13 protein-coding genes and 1 pseudogene are annotated in these 20,139 nt (G+C 42.6%); 12 read left to right on the top strand and 2 right to left on the bottom strand.

All coding sequences use genetic code 11. The features are described from left to right. Nucleotides 1-524: 524 nt before the first annotated feature. Both ABID99_RS17115 and ABID99_RS17110 read right to left on the bottom strand, forming a co-directional pair. Nucleotides 525-809 carry a hypothetical protein gene (locus tag ABID99_RS17115; protein WP_373614486.1) on the bottom strand — a complete coding sequence of 95 codons (285 nt, stop codon included), beginning with the start codon at nucleotides 807-809 and terminating at the stop codon, nucleotides 525-527. A 959-nt stretch (nucleotides 810-1,768) separates the two neighbouring features. Beyond that, nucleotides 1,769-2,290: a helix-turn-helix domain-containing protein gene (locus ABID99_RS17110; protein WP_373614485.1), complete on the bottom strand. Its 522-nt coding sequence runs from the start codon at nucleotides 2,288-2,290 to the stop codon at nucleotides 1,769-1,771. Nucleotides 2,291-3,051: 761 nt separating this feature from the next. Here ABID99_RS17110 and ABID99_RS17105 point away from each other — a divergent pair. From ABID99_RS17105 to ABID99_RS17050, 12 genes and pseudogenes are all read left to right on the top strand, one after another. Further along, on the top strand, nucleotides 3,052-3,633 hold the full coding sequence (locus tag ABID99_RS17105; RefSeq protein ID WP_373614484.1) for an RNA polymerase sigma-70 factor: 582 nt from the start codon (nucleotides 3,052-3,054) through the stop codon (nucleotides 3,631-3,633). A 178-nt stretch (nucleotides 3,634-3,811) separates the two neighbouring features. Continuing rightward, complete coding sequence (locus tag ABID99_RS17100) at nucleotides 3,812-4,858, top strand: FecR family protein (protein WP_373614483.1); 1,047 nt, start codon at nucleotides 3,812-3,814, stop codon at nucleotides 4,856-4,858. Between the two features lie 250 nt (nucleotides 4,859-5,108). After that, nucleotides 5,109-5,627, top strand: coding sequence for a carboxypeptidase-like regulatory domain-containing protein (locus ABID99_RS17095; protein ID WP_373614482.1), 519 nt, complete (start codon nucleotides 5,109-5,111; stop codon nucleotides 5,625-5,627). Then, on the top strand, nucleotides 5,569-8,400 hold the full coding sequence (locus ABID99_RS17090) for a SusC/RagA family TonB-linked outer membrane protein (protein ID WP_373614481.1): 2,832 nt from the start codon (nucleotides 5,569-5,571) through the stop codon (nucleotides 8,398-8,400). Before ABID99_RS17095 ends, ABID99_RS17090 begins: the two co-directional genes overlap by 59 nt. An 11-nt stretch (nucleotides 8,401-8,411) precedes the next feature. Continuing rightward, nucleotides 8,412-10,049, top strand: coding sequence for a RagB/SusD family nutrient uptake outer membrane protein (locus ABID99_RS17085; protein WP_373614480.1), 1,638 nt, complete (start codon nucleotides 8,412-8,414; stop codon nucleotides 10,047-10,049). A gap of 69 nt (nucleotides 10,050-10,118) precedes the next feature. After that, a complete protein-coding gene (locus ABID99_RS17080; protein ID WP_373614478.1) occupies nucleotides 10,119-12,098 on the top strand; it encodes a glycoside hydrolase family 127 protein in 1,980 nt (659 codons plus the stop codon). A gap of 4 nt (nucleotides 12,099-12,102) precedes the next feature. After that, the gene (locus ABID99_RS17075; RefSeq protein WP_373614476.1) at nucleotides 12,103-13,926 is read left to right on the top strand and encodes a hypothetical protein; all 1,824 of its coding nucleotides are present in this window, start codon (nucleotides 12,103-12,105) and stop codon (nucleotides 13,924-13,926) included. After that, a complete protein-coding gene (locus tag ABID99_RS17070; RefSeq protein WP_373614475.1) occupies nucleotides 13,923-14,300 on the top strand; it encodes an SxtJ family membrane protein in 378 nt (125 codons plus the stop codon). Before ABID99_RS17075 ends, ABID99_RS17070 begins: the two co-directional genes overlap by 4 nt. A gap of 11 nt (nucleotides 14,301-14,311) precedes the next feature. Further along, a complete protein-coding gene (locus ABID99_RS17065; protein ID WP_373614474.1) occupies nucleotides 14,312-14,461 on the top strand; it encodes a DUF5989 family protein in 150 nt (49 codons plus the stop codon). 4 nt (nucleotides 14,462-14,465) lie between these two features. Then, nucleotides 14,466-16,274, top strand: coding sequence for a carbamoyltransferase (locus tag ABID99_RS17060; protein WP_373614472.1), 1,809 nt, complete (start codon nucleotides 14,466-14,468; stop codon nucleotides 16,272-16,274). A 405-nt stretch (nucleotides 16,275-16,679) separates the two neighbouring features. After that, nucleotides 16,680-17,051 (top strand): annotated as a pseudogene (locus ABID99_RS17055) (integrase core domain-containing protein); the annotation flags it as partial. 718 nt (nucleotides 17,052-17,769) lie between these two features. Further along, nucleotides 17,770-19,641 (top strand): DUF4859 domain-containing protein, encoded by a 1,872-nt coding sequence (locus tag ABID99_RS17050; protein ID WP_373614471.1) that lies wholly within the window; start codon nucleotides 17,770-17,772, stop codon nucleotides 19,639-19,641. Nucleotides 19,642-20,139 lie beyond the last annotated feature (498 nt).

Here is a 20,139-nt window from a genome sequence, read left to right as displayed (position 1 = left end):
TTAATCCGGTTATAAGCGACTCAGCGATTGCCATGAGGGATCATTTTATCTTAAAGGTTGGGCATACCCTGAGACGGCCTTCCCATTCCAGCCATTTACCGTGGTTAAGGGCTCAACGGAGAGTTATTTGCTTACAAGGGTAATACTTGTATTGTTAGATGGACTAACCGATCCATGAATGCCGATGCTTATGTGAGCTTTTTTGAAGATGAGAATGGAAAAGTAACGGGTTTTAAAATGAAAGCGATTTCCCCTGAGACAGATTTTAGCTACGACTTTCAGGATTTGGATTATCATCGGAAATGATAAATCTTGACAAATTCTGCGGAATGAACCGAAGGGTATCATCGTCTGAGAGCAGTTGATAGATTTCTTTGACCCGGTCGTCATAATGAGCGAGGTCCTCAGGACCGGTGGGACGAAGCAGGCATTCGTTCTCCAGGGAGAATGTAGTTAGCATATAGCCGGCGAAATATTAATCTTTAGTGTTGACTGCAAGTTTCATCGTAAATTTCCAATAAAATTCAACCCGCGGATTTCCAGATTTTGAAGCTGTTTTCATAGATACCCTCTGCATCACGGATGATCAGGGAAAGGTTTTCCTGCCTTATGGGTATATGCTGGTCTACAAGCTGGTAGATCTGTTGCAATATATTACCCAGCCGGTTCTCTACCTCGAAACGTGACAGGGAAACAATGACCTGGTTCGCGACTGAGGTGACATGCCCGGATACGCCTAATTCTGATTTGATCAGGCCTGTAACTGCGTTGCAGAGTTCTGCCAGATGGGTTATTTCAAGAGGGTTCATATACTGCTCCTTTAACCGTAAAATGAATTCCTTGTTTTCGGAAATTCCGAATCATGTGATTTCACCGTCTAAAATAACATAAAACCGACATTTATGCTATCAGGGAGGAGTACTAACCGAAATTTTACAGGCAGAAAAATCACCAAAGTATGGCAGGCTGGGAACGTGAAGGTGCTTTGATTTCCTCTTTAAGCCTCGCTGATGCCGTTACCTCCGGTCCGGGCTTTTCTTTGCAATCGTTTTAAAAGAATTTTCGCCGCGATCCCAAACGGATTATTGGTTTGAGGTTAAAAAAACAAGCTAAAGTATTCGGAGCGATGTTTAAATTTAAGCTTACCGGCAGTCGGCTGTAACGTATATTAGCGGTTAGCTATAAGATAATGATTGCCGCAAAAAAGGAGAGTTGGTTGACTCTCCTTTTTTATACAGATTTACAGCTTTGGTGTTTTAACGAAAACCTTTCCTTCGGAAACCTGATTATCTCCTTTATAGGGTAGCCAATAGCGTTCGCTGAATAGCATTTTCGACCATTCCCGAAAACGCAAGGGCTTAATGGTATCGGGGGAAAGGCCGATACCTCCGCTGATTTCGCCGCCTCCAAGGTCGACACAAGAAGTTGAACAGATCTGCTCAGCATAGATGACGGCGTTGCCGTCACCGTCGACATAACCATATAAATCTTGTTGGTCATATATTGCGTAAAATTAGCCCTGCACTTTTACCGGGCCTTAAAAAGTACTATCCGAACCCGTATAATGAAATAACAAATTATATTCATCAGATTATTTATCTACTGGTGAAAGAAAATATACAGCAGGGATTCAGGAAGGATTATATCGGGAAGAGTTTATCCGGAAGCTATTGCAGGCTTTCTTTTAAAAACTTTAAGAACCTGCTTTGTGCGGGACCTACGCCATTAAAAAAGCGTTCTACGATGAACGGTTCGCTGCTGTTCGTTGTCAGGCGGAAACCCGGGTGCGTGCGGGCGCTGTTCCGGTGTATTTTTTAAAGAAATTGGTAAAGTATGCTGGTTCTTCGAAGCCAAGTCCCCCGGCAATTTGCGCAACGCTCCAGTCGGTATGCTGCAGCAGCGCCTGGGCTTCTTTGATCATGCGGTCTGAGATCACGCGGCTGGTCGTGCGCCCGGTGACCATTTTAACTGAACGGTTCAAATGATTGGTATGAACAGCCAATCCCTGGGCAAACGCTGCCGGGGTGCGTAAGGCCATCGACTGTCCGGGCGAATCGATGGGGAACTGCCGCTCCAGCAAGGCCAGAAACTGTGCGGTGATACGCGCCGCGGCCCCAGCATGGCTGTCTGCCGGAACAACCGGAAGCATGTTGAGTGATTCGTGCATGAGTATACGCAGATAACTGCGCAGCATATCATATTTAGCGCGGTAATCGGATGCCATGACGGCACGCATACGGTTCAACAGGCCGGAAACCAGCGCTAATTGCGGCTCGTCAAGTTCCAGCACATGCCCCTTATCTGCCTGGAATAGCGGAAACTCGGGTAGACGCCCCTTGTTGTTTGTTAATTTATTCGATTTAGCTCTAAAGGCTGCTGAGTTCTTAAATATGGCAGTTCAGACGTTTTATGGCAAGGTTAGTCGGAAAGAAATTCCTGTAAATAAACAATGAAAGCATTTACATTTTTATGTTTCTGAGTTAGAAGACTGGCTACAACGAGGAAGGAAAGAACTGTTGACGAGATCAAAGAGAATGTTTTTAGTTTCCAAGAAGGCAGGATAATCTGAGACGTTCTCCGGGGGTGCTGAGAGCCTTTTTTCTAAATTAGAGCGAGGAGGGTTAGGGAACAATAACTGGATTAATTTCCGCTATAAATCAATGCTTTGCATTTTCATTCAATTAGAGGTCACCTAATAGATCACCTTATAGAACTAAATCGCTTGTGCATATTTAACAAAGATAAAGGTATCGGTACATACTTTAACAGGTCAACCTCATATGGTTTATTATTAAAGAAAATCGCTAAAAGGATTCTTATTAATTTTTATTAGTGTTGTAAGTACAATTAATTTGCTTTTTCAATGTAAATTATTCTTATATTGGCTTCGTTATAACCTAAAATAATTTATTCTTTTGCATTAATATTCGCTTAGGGGGTACAAACGTAAACAGTAGTCTGAATTGATTAAATTTATTGCGTTTTATTAAATGTGATTTAAACGCTTATAATGCCGTGTGTGTAATGCCGGTAAACATGATTTTATCTTGAATGAAAAGGCTTAGTGATCATACGGATGTTCAATTAACCGAGCTCTTTACGCTTGGAGATATTGATGCGTTTGAAGAAATCTACAACAGGTATTGGCTAAAGCTTTACTCAGCCGCATATAAACGCATAAAAGAAAGAGCGACTGCGCAGGAAATTGTACAGGATTTTTTTACCAGCTTTTGGATCAACAGGGAGCAGGTAAAAATCCAGACATCATTGCAGGGGTATCTTTTTACCTCTATCAAATATCTTGTATTAAACTACAAAAGGGCCCAGGCAGTTAGAAATTCATATGCCGAAATCTTGCTGATGGTCAATAACAGCTTTGATAATTCAACAGAAGAGAATTACAACTACAAAGAGCTATTGGAACGTGTTGAAACAGAAGTGAATCAATTACCTCCAAAATGCCGCAATGTATTTGAGCTAAGCCGCAAGCAATACAAAACCAATAAGGAAATAGCCCAATTGATGGGTATTTCAGAAAAAACCGTCGAGAATCATCTTACCAAAGCATTAAGATATTTAAGGGTTAATCTTAATAGCCTGCTTTTACTTACTTTCCTATTTCTGCGCAGATAGCTATTTTCCGTTTTACAAAAACGAGACGTTGTTTAGGTATTCAGAGCTCTTATATCTTTTTTCCTAATCGTACTTCCCTGAATTTTTTGAAAAAAATAACAATCAGAGTAGGGGGTGGGCCTTACCTGGGTTACATCTTATTATAAACCATAATAATTCTTGTCCTAAAACAAGCTCAATGAAGAAGAATTTACCTGCCGAACTATTGGATAAATATTTTGCTGGCACCTGCAATGAGCAGGAGTTGGCTTCAGTTCATGCCTGGTATGCTTCTTATCAAAATACACCAGATGATATAGCTGTTTTACCCGAAGATGAACAGCGGTTATTTAAGGCCCTGATGTGGGAAAATATCAAACAGAACATTAATGTTGCAGCAAATGAAAATGTGGTTTCGCTACAGCCTGGAAAGTCCAGACTGAAACAGGCAGTTTATTGGCTATCGGGTGTGGCCGCTGTGTTGATAGCAGTGTTTTTTGTTCGGCTAAGAACGTCTCCTGCTGGAAGTGCGCTTAAAACATTTAACGATCAGCAACTGGTATTTACCAATACAACCGGTGCTATCAGGCAAATCACCTTATCAGACGGCAGCAGGGTATGGGTGAGCCCTAATTCAACCTTAACCTATTTAAAAGCCTTTGAAAAGCAAAGCCGGAAGGTATCGTTAAGCGGCGAGGCTTTTTTTGAGGTTACTAAAGATCATAAGCGCCCGTTCTCTATTTATACTGGCAACGTGATAACCAAGGTATGGGGGACAAGTTTCCGCATTCGGGCCTATGCAGGCGATAAAACAACCAAGGTTGATGTAGTTACCGGAAAAGTATCCGTATCGGTTGCCGGGAAAGGCGTTGCACAGGTAAATAATGCCCAGGCTGTTATTGCCGGTTCGGGCGATGGCGTAATGTTGCTGCCCAACCAGGAGGCGGTTTATGATAAACCTGCCGATAACCTGAAAAAGAACATGGAAATTAAAGATGTTTCAATAGGTATGTGGAAAAAAACAAGCCTGTCTTTTAATAACACTCCCCTTAAAGAGGTGTTCAGGGTATTAAACAAAAGCTTCAATGTAAACATCAGTTCGGTTGACGAAAGTATTAATACCGATAACCTGAAAGCCGATTTTACAAACGAAAACCTGCCGACAATACTGGAGATCCTGAAAAAAACGCTGAATGTAACCTACCGTGTTAACGGCAACCAGTTTGTGTTGGAGAGTACTAAATAACCAATTATAAAACACCAATAAAACCCTAATTAACCTATATGGAGAAAAGAACCGATACGTAAACCATCCCCTCAAATTTTCCTGGAAAAGGAAATAGGAGTGCTGGAGACACTCCTATAAACTTTTAATCCCCGGTGTGCAACGCCTTTTACAAGGTGATCCGGGAATCCTTTGTCTCAATTTTTTTCAAAAAGAAACACTTAAATGTATGAAGATTTATTTACAAAACCACTTTGACTGGTGTAAAATTATGAGAATCACTTTTAGTCAAATTATAATCCTGCTCGTTTTCACAGGCGTTTCCCTGGCTAATCCCAGCAAGGGGCAGAGCCTGCTTGACAGGCGCGTGGATTATACTATTCAAAATGCAAGCCTCATCAAAGCAATCCAACAGCTGGAAAAAGCCACCAGCCTCAAGTTTGTTTATCATATGAACCTGGTTGAAAAAGAACAGGGGCTTTCGCTTGACGCTAAACAGGAAAAACTGGGCGAAGTGCTTGACAAATTGCTAACCCCAAGAGGAATCACTTTTGATATTATTGGTGATCAGATAGTATTAGGTAAGGCAAAATCAGTTATCCGGCAAAATAACACCGATGATAAAGAAAACGAATCGCTTGCCGTTGCCAAAACCATAACGGGTAAGGTAACTGACGATCATGATCAGCCCCTGCCAGGCGTTACAGTAGCGCTAAAAGGTACCACTACCGGTGCCCAGACAGATATCAACGGAAAATATAGTATCAATATACCTGATTCAGAAACCTGAAAGGGCAATTTTGTTATTCTCATTCATCGGTTTTACATCGCAGGAAATTCCGGCTGGCGGCCGTACGGTGATCAATGTACAGTTAAAAGCTACTCCAAGTTCATTGAACGAGGTTATTGTGATTGGTTACGGCAGTCAGCGTAAAGGAGATGTAACCAGCTCGGTAGCCACAGTTAAAGCCGAGAATTTTGTTAAGGGCCCGGTACTGGATGCCGGTCAGCTTTTGCAGGGCAAAGTAGCCGGTCTTACAGTATCAGCCCCAAGCGGTGACCCTACATCAGGTTCGCAGATAGCATTAAGAGGGAATACTACATTATTTGGCGCCAATTCAGATCCCCTGGTTTTGGTTGATGGCGTGCCGGGAAGCTTAAAAACAGTAGTACCTGAAGATATTGAAACCATCGACGTATTGAAAGACGGTTCGGCGGCGGCAATTTACGGTGTACGCGGTACAAACGGGGTTATCATTATTACTACCAAAAGGGCAACAGGGAACTTTACCAATGCTGTTGATTACAGCGGATACGTAAGTACCCAAACGCTTGCCCGTGAACCTAAGCTATTTACAGCAGCCGATTACCGCGGGCAGATCGCGGCTGGTACAAGGGATAAGTCATATGACAATGGCAGTTCAACAGACTGGCTTAAAGCTATATCTAATAATTTGCCTGTTACCACGGTACATAATTTGACGTTACGTGGTGGCACCAGCAAAACCAATTACCTGGCTTCAGTTAATTATCGCTCATTGAATGGTATTTTCCAAAAGTCGGACAATAAAACATTTTCGGGCAGGGTTGATATCAATCACTACATGTTTGATGATAAGGTAAAGATCAACTTTGGTTTACTGCAGCAAAATAACAGCTTTACCCAAACTCAGGATGGAGGCACTTTCAATGGCTATACTTATCGCCAGGCCATATTACAAAATCCTACATCGCCAATAAAAAATGGCGATGGTACTTATTTTGAGCAGCCAAGCATTTTCAATTACCAAAACCCGGTGTCAATGTTGTACAACAGCGATGGCCGTACATCTAATACAACCTCAAAATATAACTCAACCATAACCTACACGCCAATTACCGGACTTAAACTTTCGGCACTGGGCTCGTATACCCGTTTTAACCAAGTGGCAGGTTATTCAGAAAATAAGCAACATATCTCCAATATCCGCGATCACCTGAATGGTTATGCAGGTGTAGGTCAAACCCAATCAGTTGACAGGTTATTAGAGCTAACAGCCGAATACCGTAAAACTATCGGTAGTCATAGCTTTTCGGTCTTAGGCGGCTATAGCTACCAGGATAATGACACATTCGGTTTTTTTGAACAAAACCATGATTTTCCTACCGATATCTTTAGTTATAACAACATTGGCCTTGGCCGTGCCGCTGCTAAAGGTTTGGGTGTGGAAGGTAGCTCAAGGTCCCAAACAAACCTCATCAGCTTTTTCGGTCGTGCAACTTATAACTATAAAGACAGGTACTTGTTGTTAGCCAGTGTACGCCGTGAAGAAGCGAGCCAACTATATGGAACCAAAGAACCCTGGGGTACATTCCCGGCAGTACAGGTAGGCTGGCGTTTAACCAAAGAGCCGTTTATGCAGGCCCAGCATATTTTCGATGATTTGAAATTTCGTGCGGGTTACGGTGTTACCGGTAACCAGCCAAGCCAGGGATTTTTGGGTGTTGGTTTATTGGGATACGGAAACTATGTACTATCAAACGGGCAATGGATCCAAACGCTTGGTCCGTCACAAAATCCAAATCCTGATTTGAAATGGGAGGAGAAGCACGAGGCTGACCTTGGTTTGGATTTTAGTTTGCTAAAAGGCGTGGTTACAGGTTCGGTGGACTTATATGACCGCAAAATCAAAGGCTTGTTATATGACTATGCGGTACCAAGCCCTCCAAACTTATACAGCAGCACAAGGGCTAATGTGGGTACGATGCAAAATAAAGGTTTTGAGGCGATTGTGAATATTACACCGATCCGTTCGGCAAATTTTCAGTGGACAACCAGCTTTAATTTCTCAACCAACTCTAATAAACTCATCAGTTTGTCAAACAGCATTTATAAAACTACCAGCGATTATTTTACTACAGGCGGCACAGGCGAGCCAATCCAAACCTTTACCAACATAGTAAGGATAGGTAAGAATATAGGCGATTTTTATGGTTTTAAAGTTACCGGGGTATCGCAGGACGGCCAGTGGATTTACGAAGATGCCAATGGCAAATCGGTCGCTTATAAAGATTTTACTCACTCGTTTGAAGATAAACGGGTACTTGGCAATGGTTTACCTAAATACTATGCAGGCTGGAACAACAATATCCGGTATAAAGACTGGGATTTTAGCGTAACCATTCGTGGCGCTTTTGATTACCAAATCCTGAACTTTCAGCGCATGTATTATGAGAATACCTCTATTCAATACTATAACCGTTTAAAATCAGCTAAAGACAAAGTTTTTGGAACTGCGGTACTGAATAATACCATGCCACTTGAGTTTAACAGCTACTATATTGAAAACGGCGATTTCTGGAAAATTGATAACATAAACCTTGGCTACACCTTTAATAACCTTAAGTCTAAATATGTACATGGGCTGCGTGTTTATGTATCAACGCTTAATACGTTCGTGATAACCGGGTACAAAGGTATTGATCCGGAGGTTGACAGGAGCGGACTTGCTCCGGGTAACGATGGCCGCGACAAGTATCCAACTACAAGGACATTTACTTTAGGTGCAAGCGCAAGCTTTTAATCATTAACATCATGAAAAAGATATTTTATATACTAAGCAGTATCATCATAATCAGTGTAATTACCTTTACATTTTCCTGTACGAAATTAAAGGACAAGGATTATGCAACCATTGTAGCCAGTGACTTTAAACCCGGTACCGAAGATCTTGCATCATTGCTTGGCGCAGGATATACCTATTGGCGCCCGCTTGAACTTGGCCGCAGTGCAAACTCAGTTTTCAGGACCAATGAGATTTCAGCCGATGAGTTAGTAATCCCGGAACGTCCTAACGGATGGGTTGACGGTGGCATCTATCGCCGTATGCACGAACATAAATGGACCTCAGACGAAGATAACAGCTACCAGATCTGGAACAATGCCTATGCCGGTATCACTACCTGTAACCGTGTTATCTACCAGATTGAAAATGGCCTTATCCCGATGACGACGGGTAAAGAAGCTGCTCTGGCCGAACTGAAAGTGCTGCGTGCTTCATTCTATTACCCGCTGTGCGATTTTTTCGGCGGTGTACCTATCATTACCAAATTTGATCTGCCATCGGGATTTTTGCCTACGCAAAGCACCCGTCAACAAGTTTATGATTTCATCGTATCCGAGGTTACCACCAACTTGCCGCAATTGAGCGCTGCTAATGATCAAACTACCTACGGTAAATTTAACCAGTGGGCGGCCCATGCTTTATTAGCGAAAGTGTACCTGAATGCAGGCGTTTATACCGGTACTCCGGCCTGGGACAAATGTATTACCGAATGTAATGCCATTATCAATTCGGGCGTAGGCTTTGGTTTGGAATCAAACCAAAGTTCAGTTTTTGCAACAGAAAACGAACTTTCAAAAGAGATCATTTTTGCCATCCCTTTTGATGAGAAATTTACACCTGATAATGCCAACGCTTTTGCTTTGCACATGGAAAGCCTTGAGCCAGAAAATCAGGCAACTTATAATTTCCAATATTCGCCATGGGGCGGCATCTGCGCGATACCGCAGTTCATCAATACGTTTGATCCTGACGACAGCCGCCTGAAAAATAACTGGATCCAGGGGCAGCAGTATACGCTGGCCGGGTTGCCTATCAACGGTTCGTTAGGCGCATACACCGGTAAACCGTTAAATTATATCAACGTGGTGCCGGGTGTTGATTCAACAGAAGAAGTGCATGGCTTCCGTTTAGGTAAGTTTGAATATAAACAGGGTGCTTTATTAGGTTTGAGTAATGACTTCCCGTTATTCCGTTATGCCGATGTGCTGATGATGAAGGCTGAATGTTTGCTGCGTACAGGTGATGCCAACGGTGCTGCCACATTGGTTACCCAGGTTAGGCAAAGGGATTTTACAGCTAACCCGTCAAAAGCAATCGTTACCGGTGCTCAACTGCAAGCCGGCAGTGTATATGATTATGGTTTGAGAAACCACATCAAAACCACAACTGAGGGTGGGGCCGATATTCAATACGGAAGATTTCTGGATGAGCTTGGCTGGGAATTTAATACCGAAGGCCGCCGCAGGCAGGATCTGATCCGCTTTGGCGTATTTACCAAAAAATCCTGGCTTTCACATGCGCCTAATGGCGATTACCGGGTTTTGTTGCCGCTGCCAAGGCAGGAGGTTGTTAAAAATCCTAACCTGAAACAAAATACAGGCTACTAATAAAATTAATACCAGGCACAGGATGGTCGGCTGATCTCCTGTGTTTTTTTGAACTTATATATCATCAGGATGAAAAAAAGATTACTTATTGCATTATCATTTTATTGCGGCATTGCTTACGCGCAAACTAAGGATTATCCCATTAAGCCGGTATCATTTACCAATGTGAAGCTTAACGATAAGTTTTGGACCTCGCGTATTGAAACCAACCGTACGGTCACCATCCCGGCATCATTTGCCCGGTGCGAGAATACCGGCAGGGTTAAAAATTTTGAAATGGCGGCTGCCCGCAGCGGTAAGTTTTGTACTAAGTTTCCTTTTGATGATACGGATATTTATAAAACCATTGAAGGCGCATCTTATTCTATGGCCGTTCATCCGGATGCAAAGCTGGATGCCTATGTCGATTCATTGATCACGATAGTAGGGAAAGCGCAGGAGCCGGACGGATATCTTTATACTGCCCGTACTATTGACCCATTGCATCCGCACGCATGGTCGGGCCCGGAGCGTTGGGTAAAAGAGAACGAGCTGAGCCACGAGCTATATAACTCCGGACACATGTTTGAGGCCGCGGCCGCACATTACCTGGCTACCAACAAGCGCAATTTTTTAGATATCGCCCTTAAGAATGCTGACCTGCTGGTTAAAACTTTTGGGCCGGGTAAAAGGCATGTAGCGCCCGGACATGAGATTGTGGAAATGGGCCTGGTACGCTTGTACCGCATCACCGGCAAAAAAGAATATCTCGATCTTGCTAAATTTTTTATTGACGAAAGGGGGCATCGCACCTATGATAAAACCAGTACCGACGAATGGAAGAACGGGATGTACTGGCAGGACAATGAACCTGTTATAGCACAGGAAGATGCCGAAGGTCATGCCGTAAGGGCAATGTACCTGTACTCGGGCATGGCCGATGTTGCCGCTTTAACCGGTGACAAGGAATACATTACCGCCATTGATAAGATCTGGAACAACATGGTTGGCAAAAAAATCTACGTACAGGGTGGCATCGGAGCAGTACCGGGCGGTGAACGTTTCGGAGCCGATTACGAGCTGCCAAATACTACCGCTTATAATGAAACCTGTGCGGCAATAGGTGATGTGTTCTGGAACCAGAGGATGTTCCTGCTGCACGGCGAGTCGAAATATATTGATGTGATGGAAAAGGTTTTATATAACGGGTTAATTTCGGGTGTTGGGCTGGATGGCAAGACATTCTTCTACACCAATGCCATGCAGGTAACCAATGGGGTTACACATCATGAACTTGAGCCCGAGCGTTCCGGCTGGTTTGAGTGCTCATGCTGCCCAACCAATATGGCGCGTTTCCTGCCCTCATTGTCAGGCTATATGTATGCCCAAAAGAATAATAGTGTATTTGTAAACCTGTTTATTGCCGGTACAGCCAATATGGAGGTAAGTAATAAAAAAGTGAGCATTGTTCAAAGCAATAATTACCCATGGAGTGGCGCCCTGTCGTTTGCCGTAACACCGGAAACTCCAACTAATTTTGCCATGCACATCCGGATCCCGGGTTGGGCAAGGGCAGAGGCGATCCCGTCTGATCTGTATGCTTTCCAAAATAAATCAGCCGCAAAAATCAGTCTGAAACTAAACGGCAAAGCGGTTGCTTATAAAGTTGAAAATGGCTACGCTGTAATTAACAGGCAATGGAAAAAAGGTGATAACATCCAATTAAACCTGCCAATGGAAGTTAAAAAGGTTATAGCCAATAAGGCATTGGTTGATGATAAAGGTAAAACAGCCCTGCAACGCGGCCCGATCATATACTGCGCCGAGTGGAAAGATAACGGCGGAACGGTGAGCAATTTAGCAATCCCTGCAAACGCAGCTTTTAAACCTGTAACCGAACCGAACCTGTTAACTGGCGTAACTGTTTTAAAAGGAGAGATCCTGAGTAAAACAAAAGGCGAAGCTGCTAAAAAGGTAGAGCTTACGGCCATTCCTTATTATTCATGGGCAAACCGGGGTAAAGGCGAAATGACCGTTTGGTTTCCCGAAGTAAATGCCGCTGCCAAATAAATATATGAAGCCTCAGCAGTTATCACGCAAAAAATTAAGATGGTTCAGGGTAACAGCTTTCAGCATCCCCGTACTTATTTTGCTGCTTGCCGAAGGATTGCTGAGGCTTTTCAATTACGGACATGACACCAGCCTGTTTGTCAAATACCCCGATGACCATAACTACTGGGTGATCAATAAATACGCATCCGAAAAATATTTTACCGATACTGCCAATGCCACCCAAGGCAATATTGAGCCTTTTAAGGTTGAAAAAGCGAAAAACACTTTTAGAATATTCGTACTTGGCGAATCAACAACAGCCGGGTATCCGTATTTGCACAACGGTTCATTTCACCGCTGGCTGCAATATAGGCTCATGCATACTTACCCCGATATTAACTTTGAAGTGATCAATGTATCATTAACGGCTGTAAATTCCTATACGGTACTTGATTTTGGCAAGCAGGTGGTTAATTACCAGCCCGATGCAATATTGATTTATACCGGCCATAACGAATATTACGGTGCTTTGGGCATTGGTTCAACCAGTCATATTGCCAACAACAGGTTTTTGGTGCAAACCGTGCTGGCGCTTAAGCAGTTCCGATTGGTTCAATTGGTCAATGATATAATTGGCAGCTTAAAACCTGCAGCAAACCCTGATCAGCGCGAAAACCTGATGAAGCGCATGGCGCGCCACCAGGGCATTCCTTACCGGTCCGAATCTTATAAGGCAGGGATAGCTCAGTTTAAGAACAATATGACCGAACTATGCCAGTTTATGCATGATAAAAATGTGCCTGTATTTTTGAGCACGCTGGTCAACAATGAAAAAGACCTGAAACCTTTTATCGGCGACGGATCTGATACTTCTGCCAATATGATGTATGCAGGGGCAAATGATGCGTATCAATCGGGTAAATATGTGCAGGCCAAACAGGAATATATCAAAGCAAAGGAGTTTGACCTTTTACGCTTTCGCGCTCCCGAAGCGATGAATGGAATTATAACGGCTCTGTCTAAACAATACAGCAATGTGCATTTGGTGAATTGCCGGGCTGTTTTTGAGCAGCATTCGCCAAACGGCATTTTGGGCAAAGAAACCTTGCTGGAGCATGTACATCCAAATTTATATGGTTATGCCCTGATGTCGGAAGCTTTTTATCAATCCGTAAAAAACGCCCGATTGATTAAAGCTCGTCCCGACAAGGAAATGAGTTTAGCTGAATTACTCAACCGGATGCCTGTTACCAAAATTGATTCGTTGTATGGCGCTTATACCATCATGATGCTTGAAACCGGCTGGCCATTTAATAAGCCTATCCCTGCCGGGTTTAGACGCGGAGATGATATCGCTTCACAACTGGCTGGTGCACTATCGGTAAACCGGATCAACTGGCTGGATGCTATGGATCAACTGTTCAAATACAGTATGAAAGCGGGTGATAAAAAGACGGCGCTGAAAGCAGTTGAAGCCGTTATGCTCGAAAAGCCTCAAAACACAACTTATCCCATTTATGCAGGCAGGTTAAGCTTTGAACTGGGCGATCATGAAGGCGCCGCTTTTTACTTTAAAAAAGCCTATGAGCTTGATCCTTCTTTTGCCAACACGCAAAATATGTACCTGGTATTTTTAAAAAGCGATCAGCCCGCAAAGGCTATTCCCTACATTGATTCGGCGATACAACAGCATCCTTCGGATATTGAACTGGTGAATTTAAAAGCTATAGTGGCAGAGATCATCCGCCTAAAAAACATGGCCGGTAAAAAATCCAACATGCAGATAGCTGCGGACTACCATGCCATTGGCGCAGACGAGGCCGCTACGAAATATAAACAGCAATGAACATCAGGAAGGTAAATCAGAAATTTGGCTCGGTAGCCGGCGGTGCATGTTTGCTTATGGTCGCATGGCAATATTTTGTACACCATCATTCTATAATCTGGCTGTTAGCAACAGGGGTACTGTTAGTGTTACTTGCTGTCATCATCCCTCAAATTTTAAATCCTTTACGATTAGTTTGGGATAGGATAGGCCATGTCTTAGCTGTGATCAATACTGCCATTATGCTATTTTTACTGTATTTCCTGATCATCACGCCAGTTGGTCTCATCATGCGTTTACTTGGTAAAAATGGCTTGGATTTAAAGTTTGAGCGTAGTGCAGCCACTTATTGGAAGCCGGTAACCAGCCAAAGTTCAATGAAACAACAATTTTAACACACGGCATCATGGAAGTAATAGCAGAGTTTTTTGTATTTCTGAAAGCAAGAAAACGATTTTGGCTTTGGCCTTTATTTATTCTATTGTTTTTACTAAGCCTGCTGCTGGTTTTAGCGCAGGGGTCGGCATTGGCGCCTTTCATCTATTCCTTGTTTTAGGTTTATGTATATTCTTGGTATTTCGGCTTATTTCCATGACAGCGCGGCCTGTTTACTTAAGGATGATTACATTGCAGCAGCTGCCCAGGAGGAGCGTTTTACCCGCAAAAAGAACGACGAAAGCTTTCCTGTAAATGCTATAAAATATTGCTTACTTGAGGCAGGGATCTCTTTAAATAAGATTGACTATATCGTTTTTTACGAAAAACCGTTCCTGAAGTTTGAGCGCTTGGTAGAAACTTATCTGTCCTTTGCTCCATCGGGTTTTATTTCTTTTATGAAAGCTATGCCGGTATGGCTTAAGGATAAACTGTTTCTGAAAAAAAACATCCTCAAACAGCTCAAATCAATTGATGGTTCCTGGGACGAAAAAAATGCGAACCTGTTATTTACTACACATCACCAGTCGCATGCAGCGTCGGCTTTTTATCCTTCACCATTTAATAAGGCCGTTATCCTTACTGTGGATGGTGCAGGGGAATGGACTACCACCTCGGTTTCTATTGGAACGGGCAATAAAATAGAACAGGTCAAAGAAATTTGTTTTCCGCACTCTATCGGTCTGCTTTATTCGGCATTTACCTATTACCTTGGTTTTAAAGTTAACTGCGATGAGTATAAGGTAATGGGGCTGGCGCCTTACGGTAAGCCTGTTTATGTTGATCTGATATTTAAATACCTGGTAGATCTAAGGGGAGATGGTTCATTCCGATTGGATATGCAGTATTTCAATTATTGCCAGGGGCTCACCATGACCTCGCCTTGTTTTGATAAGTTATTTGGATCTCCGGCCCGTAAACCGACGGAGGCGATCAACCAGTTTTACATGGATCTTGCGTGCTCAGTACAAATTGCCTCCGAGCGTATCATGCTCACCCTAGCCAGGGGGTTGTTTAACGAATACCATATTGATAATCTGTGTATGGCAGGGGGTGTGGCGCTTAACTGCGTGATAAATAGTAAAATATTAAAGCAATCGGGATTTAAGCAGTTGTGGGTGCAGCCCGCTTCAGGTGACGCAGGTGGCGCTTTAGGAGCAGCCTATGCAGTTTATCATCAATATTTGGGGAATAGGCGTGATGAAGAAGAAGGGACAGATAAAATGCAAAATGCGTTGCTTGGGCCCTCATTTGATGATCATGATGTAAGGGAATGTTTAGTGGCCAATAATCTCCGGTTTAAAAAAGTAAATAGATTCGATCTGCATAAAGGAATTGCTAACCACCTTAATGAGGGTAAAGTGGTTGGGTATTTTAGAGGTCGTGCGGAATTTGGACCTAGGGCGTTGGGTGCTCGAAGCATTCTTGCCGATCCGAGGCGGGCTGACATGCAATCGGTTTTGAATCAGAAGATCAAATTCCGGGAATCGTTCAGGCCATTCGCACCCGCGGTTTTAGCGGAATATGTTTCAACTTATTTTGACCCGGAGATAGCAAGCCCATATATGTTGCTGGTTAATACGGTTAAACCCGAATTCAGGATCGCCCTGGCTGATGAGAGCAGGTTGAGCGGATTTGATTTATTAAAGATCAAAAGCTCTGTTATTCCAGCGGTAACGCATGTTGATCATACCGCCCGTGTGCAATCAGTAAATCAAAATAGTCACCCTGACTTTTATAGCCTTATTAAAGCTTTTTACGATTTAACAGGTTGCCCCACCCTGGTTAATACTTCATTTAACCGGATGGACGAGCCTATCGTAAACACACCACAGGAAGCGATAAACTGTTTTCTCCAAACTAATATAGACATCCTGGTAATTGAAGGCTATTGTATAAAAAAAGAAGACATACGCAGAAATAGCCGGGGGTAATTGTTAACCTGCAAAACCCCGCCATTTACAGGTAGCTGACTTAGATTAGCGACAAGTGGCTGTTGACCAGCAGCGCTGCGCTGTTCGCAGAGCAACTGTATTATAATAAGGAACCAATAAGCATTATAACGGCAATAACGTTTACCGGTTTTGGGGATACCGGGCACCGTGGACAAACACTATAGCTATAATTGAACAGGCTGCAGCAAGGTTATAGCTCGACGGGAGATCATGAACGGCATTACTTATGACCTGATGGGTAATATCAGGACCCTGTATCGTTATGCGGCCACATCTACTACGTTGATCGACCGTTTAACCTATAATTACCCGGCAAACTTGAATCAGTCTGGTAGTGTTACAGATGATAGTGGCAATGTATTGAGGCAAAACCGGGAACGGTTGCAGCATGAGTTCCGGTTATACCTGGCCATTGAAGATATAGACCATACCAAAACAAAGGCCAAAAGCCCACAAACGAATGGTATCTGCGACCGCTTTCACCGCACTATTCAGGATGTATTCTACGTTATTGCTTTCAGAAAAAAGAGCTATCGCAGCATAGCTGAACTACAGGCTGATCTGGACAGACGGATGTGCAATTATAATAATGAACGAACGCATAGCGGGAAATATTGTTTTGGTAAAACGCCCATGCAAACACTCATCGACAGTATCTCTTTGGCTCAGGGAAAGTTACTGGAGAGGCCCGGCGAAGACCAGATTCTTCAGAACCCTCACAAAAAGGCGCAGAAGAATATGAGTCGATGCATTTAGACGAGAAAAAGCTATATTCACAATAATATCTGACCACTTATAAAACTAACCAACTGTCAAATTAAATCGTGATTATCTCACTTTAAATTATCAAACACCCCAAGTAGTTCATCAACAAAAAATCCCTGCTGGTATTAACCAACAAGGATGATCTTTAAATCATTGATTTCTGTCAACCTATTTTAGGGACGACTCATTATTGTTTCGGCGGTTATTGTAAATGTGCGGTCTAAACACAGTGGAGAAGCCGACCGATTCATGTGAACCTTAACAGCTTCTTTCTCTTCCTGTCATTTTTACCCAGCCGGGTTGATTTTGCGCATGTTGTCAAATAATAGCATTCCCATTCTAATTTGAACCCGAAGCCTTCATTTAGTCGCATATCATGCTAAATGAACACGGCCATATTGGCCACCTTTTTTTGACTAAGTTAAATGTTCCGAATTGTCACATCTGCCAGCCCGGTTTATAAGAGGTTAATAATTGATTCTCATTGGATAATTCTTGGGTGAACTGATAACCAATTGTTTGATAGAATTGCCAAGTCTTTTAACTGGTATATAGACAGAGCTTAAGGTTCTTATGTTCTAAAAAAGTTAAAATCAAGATAAGCAATATTTAGAAGGACAGGCTTTTGCCCCACATAAATTTTGTAGTAAACCGCAGCATTTTTGTTTAACCTGTATAACCATTTTTAATTATTATAAATCGAATCACTATGAACAATTTTTCTATCACGGCAATAACAAAAACTTTTTTTGTTGTCCTATGTCTATCCTTACTTGTATCCTTAAACGGCTGCAAAAAACAAATAACCAAACCCAATGATCCCGAAACGGCAGTTGTAAAGCCCCAAGCTCAGACGCTTGCCATCTATAAACCGATAGAAATGCAGAATATGAACTGGGATTCTGACACCAGCAAATTCTGCTATGCACGTTCAAAACAATCAGCTCATTTTATCCTTTTTTGGTCTAAAGAATATGGCAAGGATCTGCCTTCCGCAAGTACTGTACCTGATGCCTACCGGGTAGACATCGAAGACCTTTTAAGTAAAGCAGAAACCTTTTATGACCTGAACGTGAATAAACTCAAGTTTGCCGACATAAGCAGCGGAACCTCCAAACTGAGTAAATACAAAATGCTGATCTTTCTTTACCACCGGGATGCCTGGCTGGCAACTGGTTCGGGGTATGATGATACAATTGGTGCTTTATGGGTTAGCCCTTCAACCTGTAAACCTGTAGGCTCGGTAATTGCCCACGAGATCGGCCATAGCTTCCAATATCAGGTATCATGCGATTTGGGTCTAACCCATGGTTTCAGATATGGATACGGGCCGGACGCTTCCGGTGGAAACGGATATTGGGAACAAACCGCGCAATGGCAGGCATTTCAGGCTTATCCGTCAGAAACATTTACCGCCTGGGAATTTGCAGATTACTATAAGAATTACAATAAACATCTCCTTCATGAAGATTATCGTTATGCAAGTTACATCATTAATGATTTTTGGGCCCAGAAACACGGGGTGGATATTATCGCCAGGATATGGCGGCAGTCTGCTAAGCCTGAAGACCCGATTCAGGCATACCAAAGACTAACCGGAATTGATAACAACAAATTCAATGATGAAATTTACGAGCAGGCAAGTAAAGTAGTTACATGGGATTTGGATGTTTTAAGGAACGATGGCAGGCCTTATATTGGGAAACTGTATTACAAAATGACCTCGCTGGACAAAGGATGGTTTCAGCCCGATTATAGCTTTTGCCCGCAAACAACCGGATTTAACGCGCTTCCATTGAACGTACCCGAGGGAAGCACAACGGTAAGTGCCGATTTTGTTGGTATGGCAAATGCTGCAGGTTTTAATCAGGTAGCCAATCCTGCAAATGCTGGTTGGCGATATGGTTTTGTGGCATTGATGAAGGACGGAACTCGTGTTTATAGTAGCATGTTCAACAAAAATAATGGTAAAGCAACTTTTGCCGTACCGGCCAACTGCGACCGCCTGTGGTTTGTGGTTACGGGAGCGCCTAAAACGTATTCCCCACATGCCTGGGACGATAATAACAGCAACGATGAGCAATGGCCCTATAAGGTGAAGTTTACCAGCACAAACCTTTTAGGCTATGCAACCCCAGGTAGCTCTGCCATTCCCAAAGATGTATCTTTTTCATATGATGTGTCTATAGCCCATGATGGCATTAATTACGCCTCGACGCAGATAAATGTTGATGTTTCAAAACTTATCAGTGCATTTTTGTTGCAGTCCGATCAGTTGACGAGCCTCATGGGCTCGAGTATTAAGTTTTATGCTGTTGAAAGTAATGGACAATTAAATGCAACTACGACTGCCAACGGATACGGCCAATGGTTTAATACCTCCGGTAACGTAGTACCATGGGGAACGGACGCAGTGGTCTGGTCCGAATATGATGAGAAGAACTTTATTTTTACTGTGGGCCAATATCCGGGACATGTGAAAGCAGGTGATAAATATACAATCAAGCAAGCTCTGATATACACCACACCAAGCAACAATAGCGCAAAGGCAACCTTTACGTTTAACGTTACTATTTTGTAATAAATTTTGAAGATGCGCGGCGTTTTCGAAAAGTTAAAAACACAAAGCTGTATCACTATTCGAAGTGTAACCGAAAAGTTAGACAAAATAATTTAATTATTCATGATGAGCCCGGTATTTATCGGGCTCATTTCTTTTAAGGTGAATTTAATTCTATTGTGGTATTTGATAGCCGGCAAGGCTGCAATACAAGATGTACATAGTTTGGGAATGCCAGCGTGAAATTATTTAGTACGGCATTTAAGTTCTATTGTTTTCTAATCAACCTGGATTCAGGTAGGTATATCGTTAATCAATTAGCTAATATTACCGCATCTCCTTGATTGTTTATAAACGTATAAAATACAATTATAATTATCAACAATTCTATAAAATTTCACTTTTAAGGCATATGCGGCAATAAATTATCCTTTCATTATATTAAATTATCCAAAAACTTTAAAGGCTTGTTTCGTGATATTTATTAATTGTAAATTAAACAACAATTAATAAGCCCCT

This window comes from Mucilaginibacter sp. OAE612 (genome assembly GCF_041806395.1).
GTDB lineage: Bacteria > Bacteroidota > Bacteroidia > Sphingobacteriales > Sphingobacteriaceae > Mucilaginibacter > Mucilaginibacter rubeus.
The sequence above is the reverse complement of the archived record's forward strand: the minus strand, read 5'-3'. Positions and strand labels throughout refer to the sequence as shown.

Excerpts from the sequence above, each read along its gene's own strand:
- ABID99_RS17070 (WP_373614475.1), top strand. The coding sequence starts at position 13,923 with ATGAACATCAGGAAGGTAAATCAGAAATTTGGCTCGGTAGCCGGCGGT.
- ABID99_RS17050 (WP_373614471.1), top strand. The coding sequence starts at position 17,770 with ATGAACAATTTTTCTATCACGGCAATAACAAAAACTTTTTTTGTTGTC.
- ABID99_RS17080 (WP_373614478.1), top strand. The coding sequence starts at position 10,119 with ATGAAAAAAAGATTACTTATTGCATTATCATTTTATTGCGGCATTGCT.
- ABID99_RS17060 (WP_373614472.1), top strand. The coding sequence starts at position 14,466 with ATGTATATTCTTGGTATTTCGGCTTATTTCCATGACAGCGCGGCCTGT.
- ABID99_RS17095 (WP_373614482.1), top strand. The coding sequence starts at position 5,109 with ATGAGAATCACTTTTAGTCAAATTATAATCCTGCTCGTTTTCACAGGC.
- ABID99_RS17065 (WP_373614474.1), top strand. The coding sequence starts at position 14,312 with ATGGAAGTAATAGCAGAGTTTTTTGTATTTCTGAAAGCAAGAAAACGA.
- ABID99_RS17105 (WP_373614484.1), top strand. The coding sequence starts at position 3,052 with ATGAAAAGGCTTAGTGATCATACGGATGTTCAATTAACCGAGCTCTTT.
- ABID99_RS17085 (WP_373614480.1), top strand. The coding sequence starts at position 8,412 with ATGAAAAAGATATTTTATATACTAAGCAGTATCATCATAATCAGTGTA.
- ABID99_RS17075 (WP_373614476.1), top strand. The coding sequence starts at position 12,103 with ATGAAGCCTCAGCAGTTATCACGCAAAAAATTAAGATGGTTCAGGGTA.
- ABID99_RS17115 (WP_373614486.1), bottom strand. The coding sequence starts at position 809 with ATGAACCCTCTTGAAATAACCCATCTGGCAGAACTCTGCAACGCAGTT.
- ABID99_RS17100 (WP_373614483.1), top strand. The coding sequence starts at position 3,812 with ATGAAGAAGAATTTACCTGCCGAACTATTGGATAAATATTTTGCTGGC.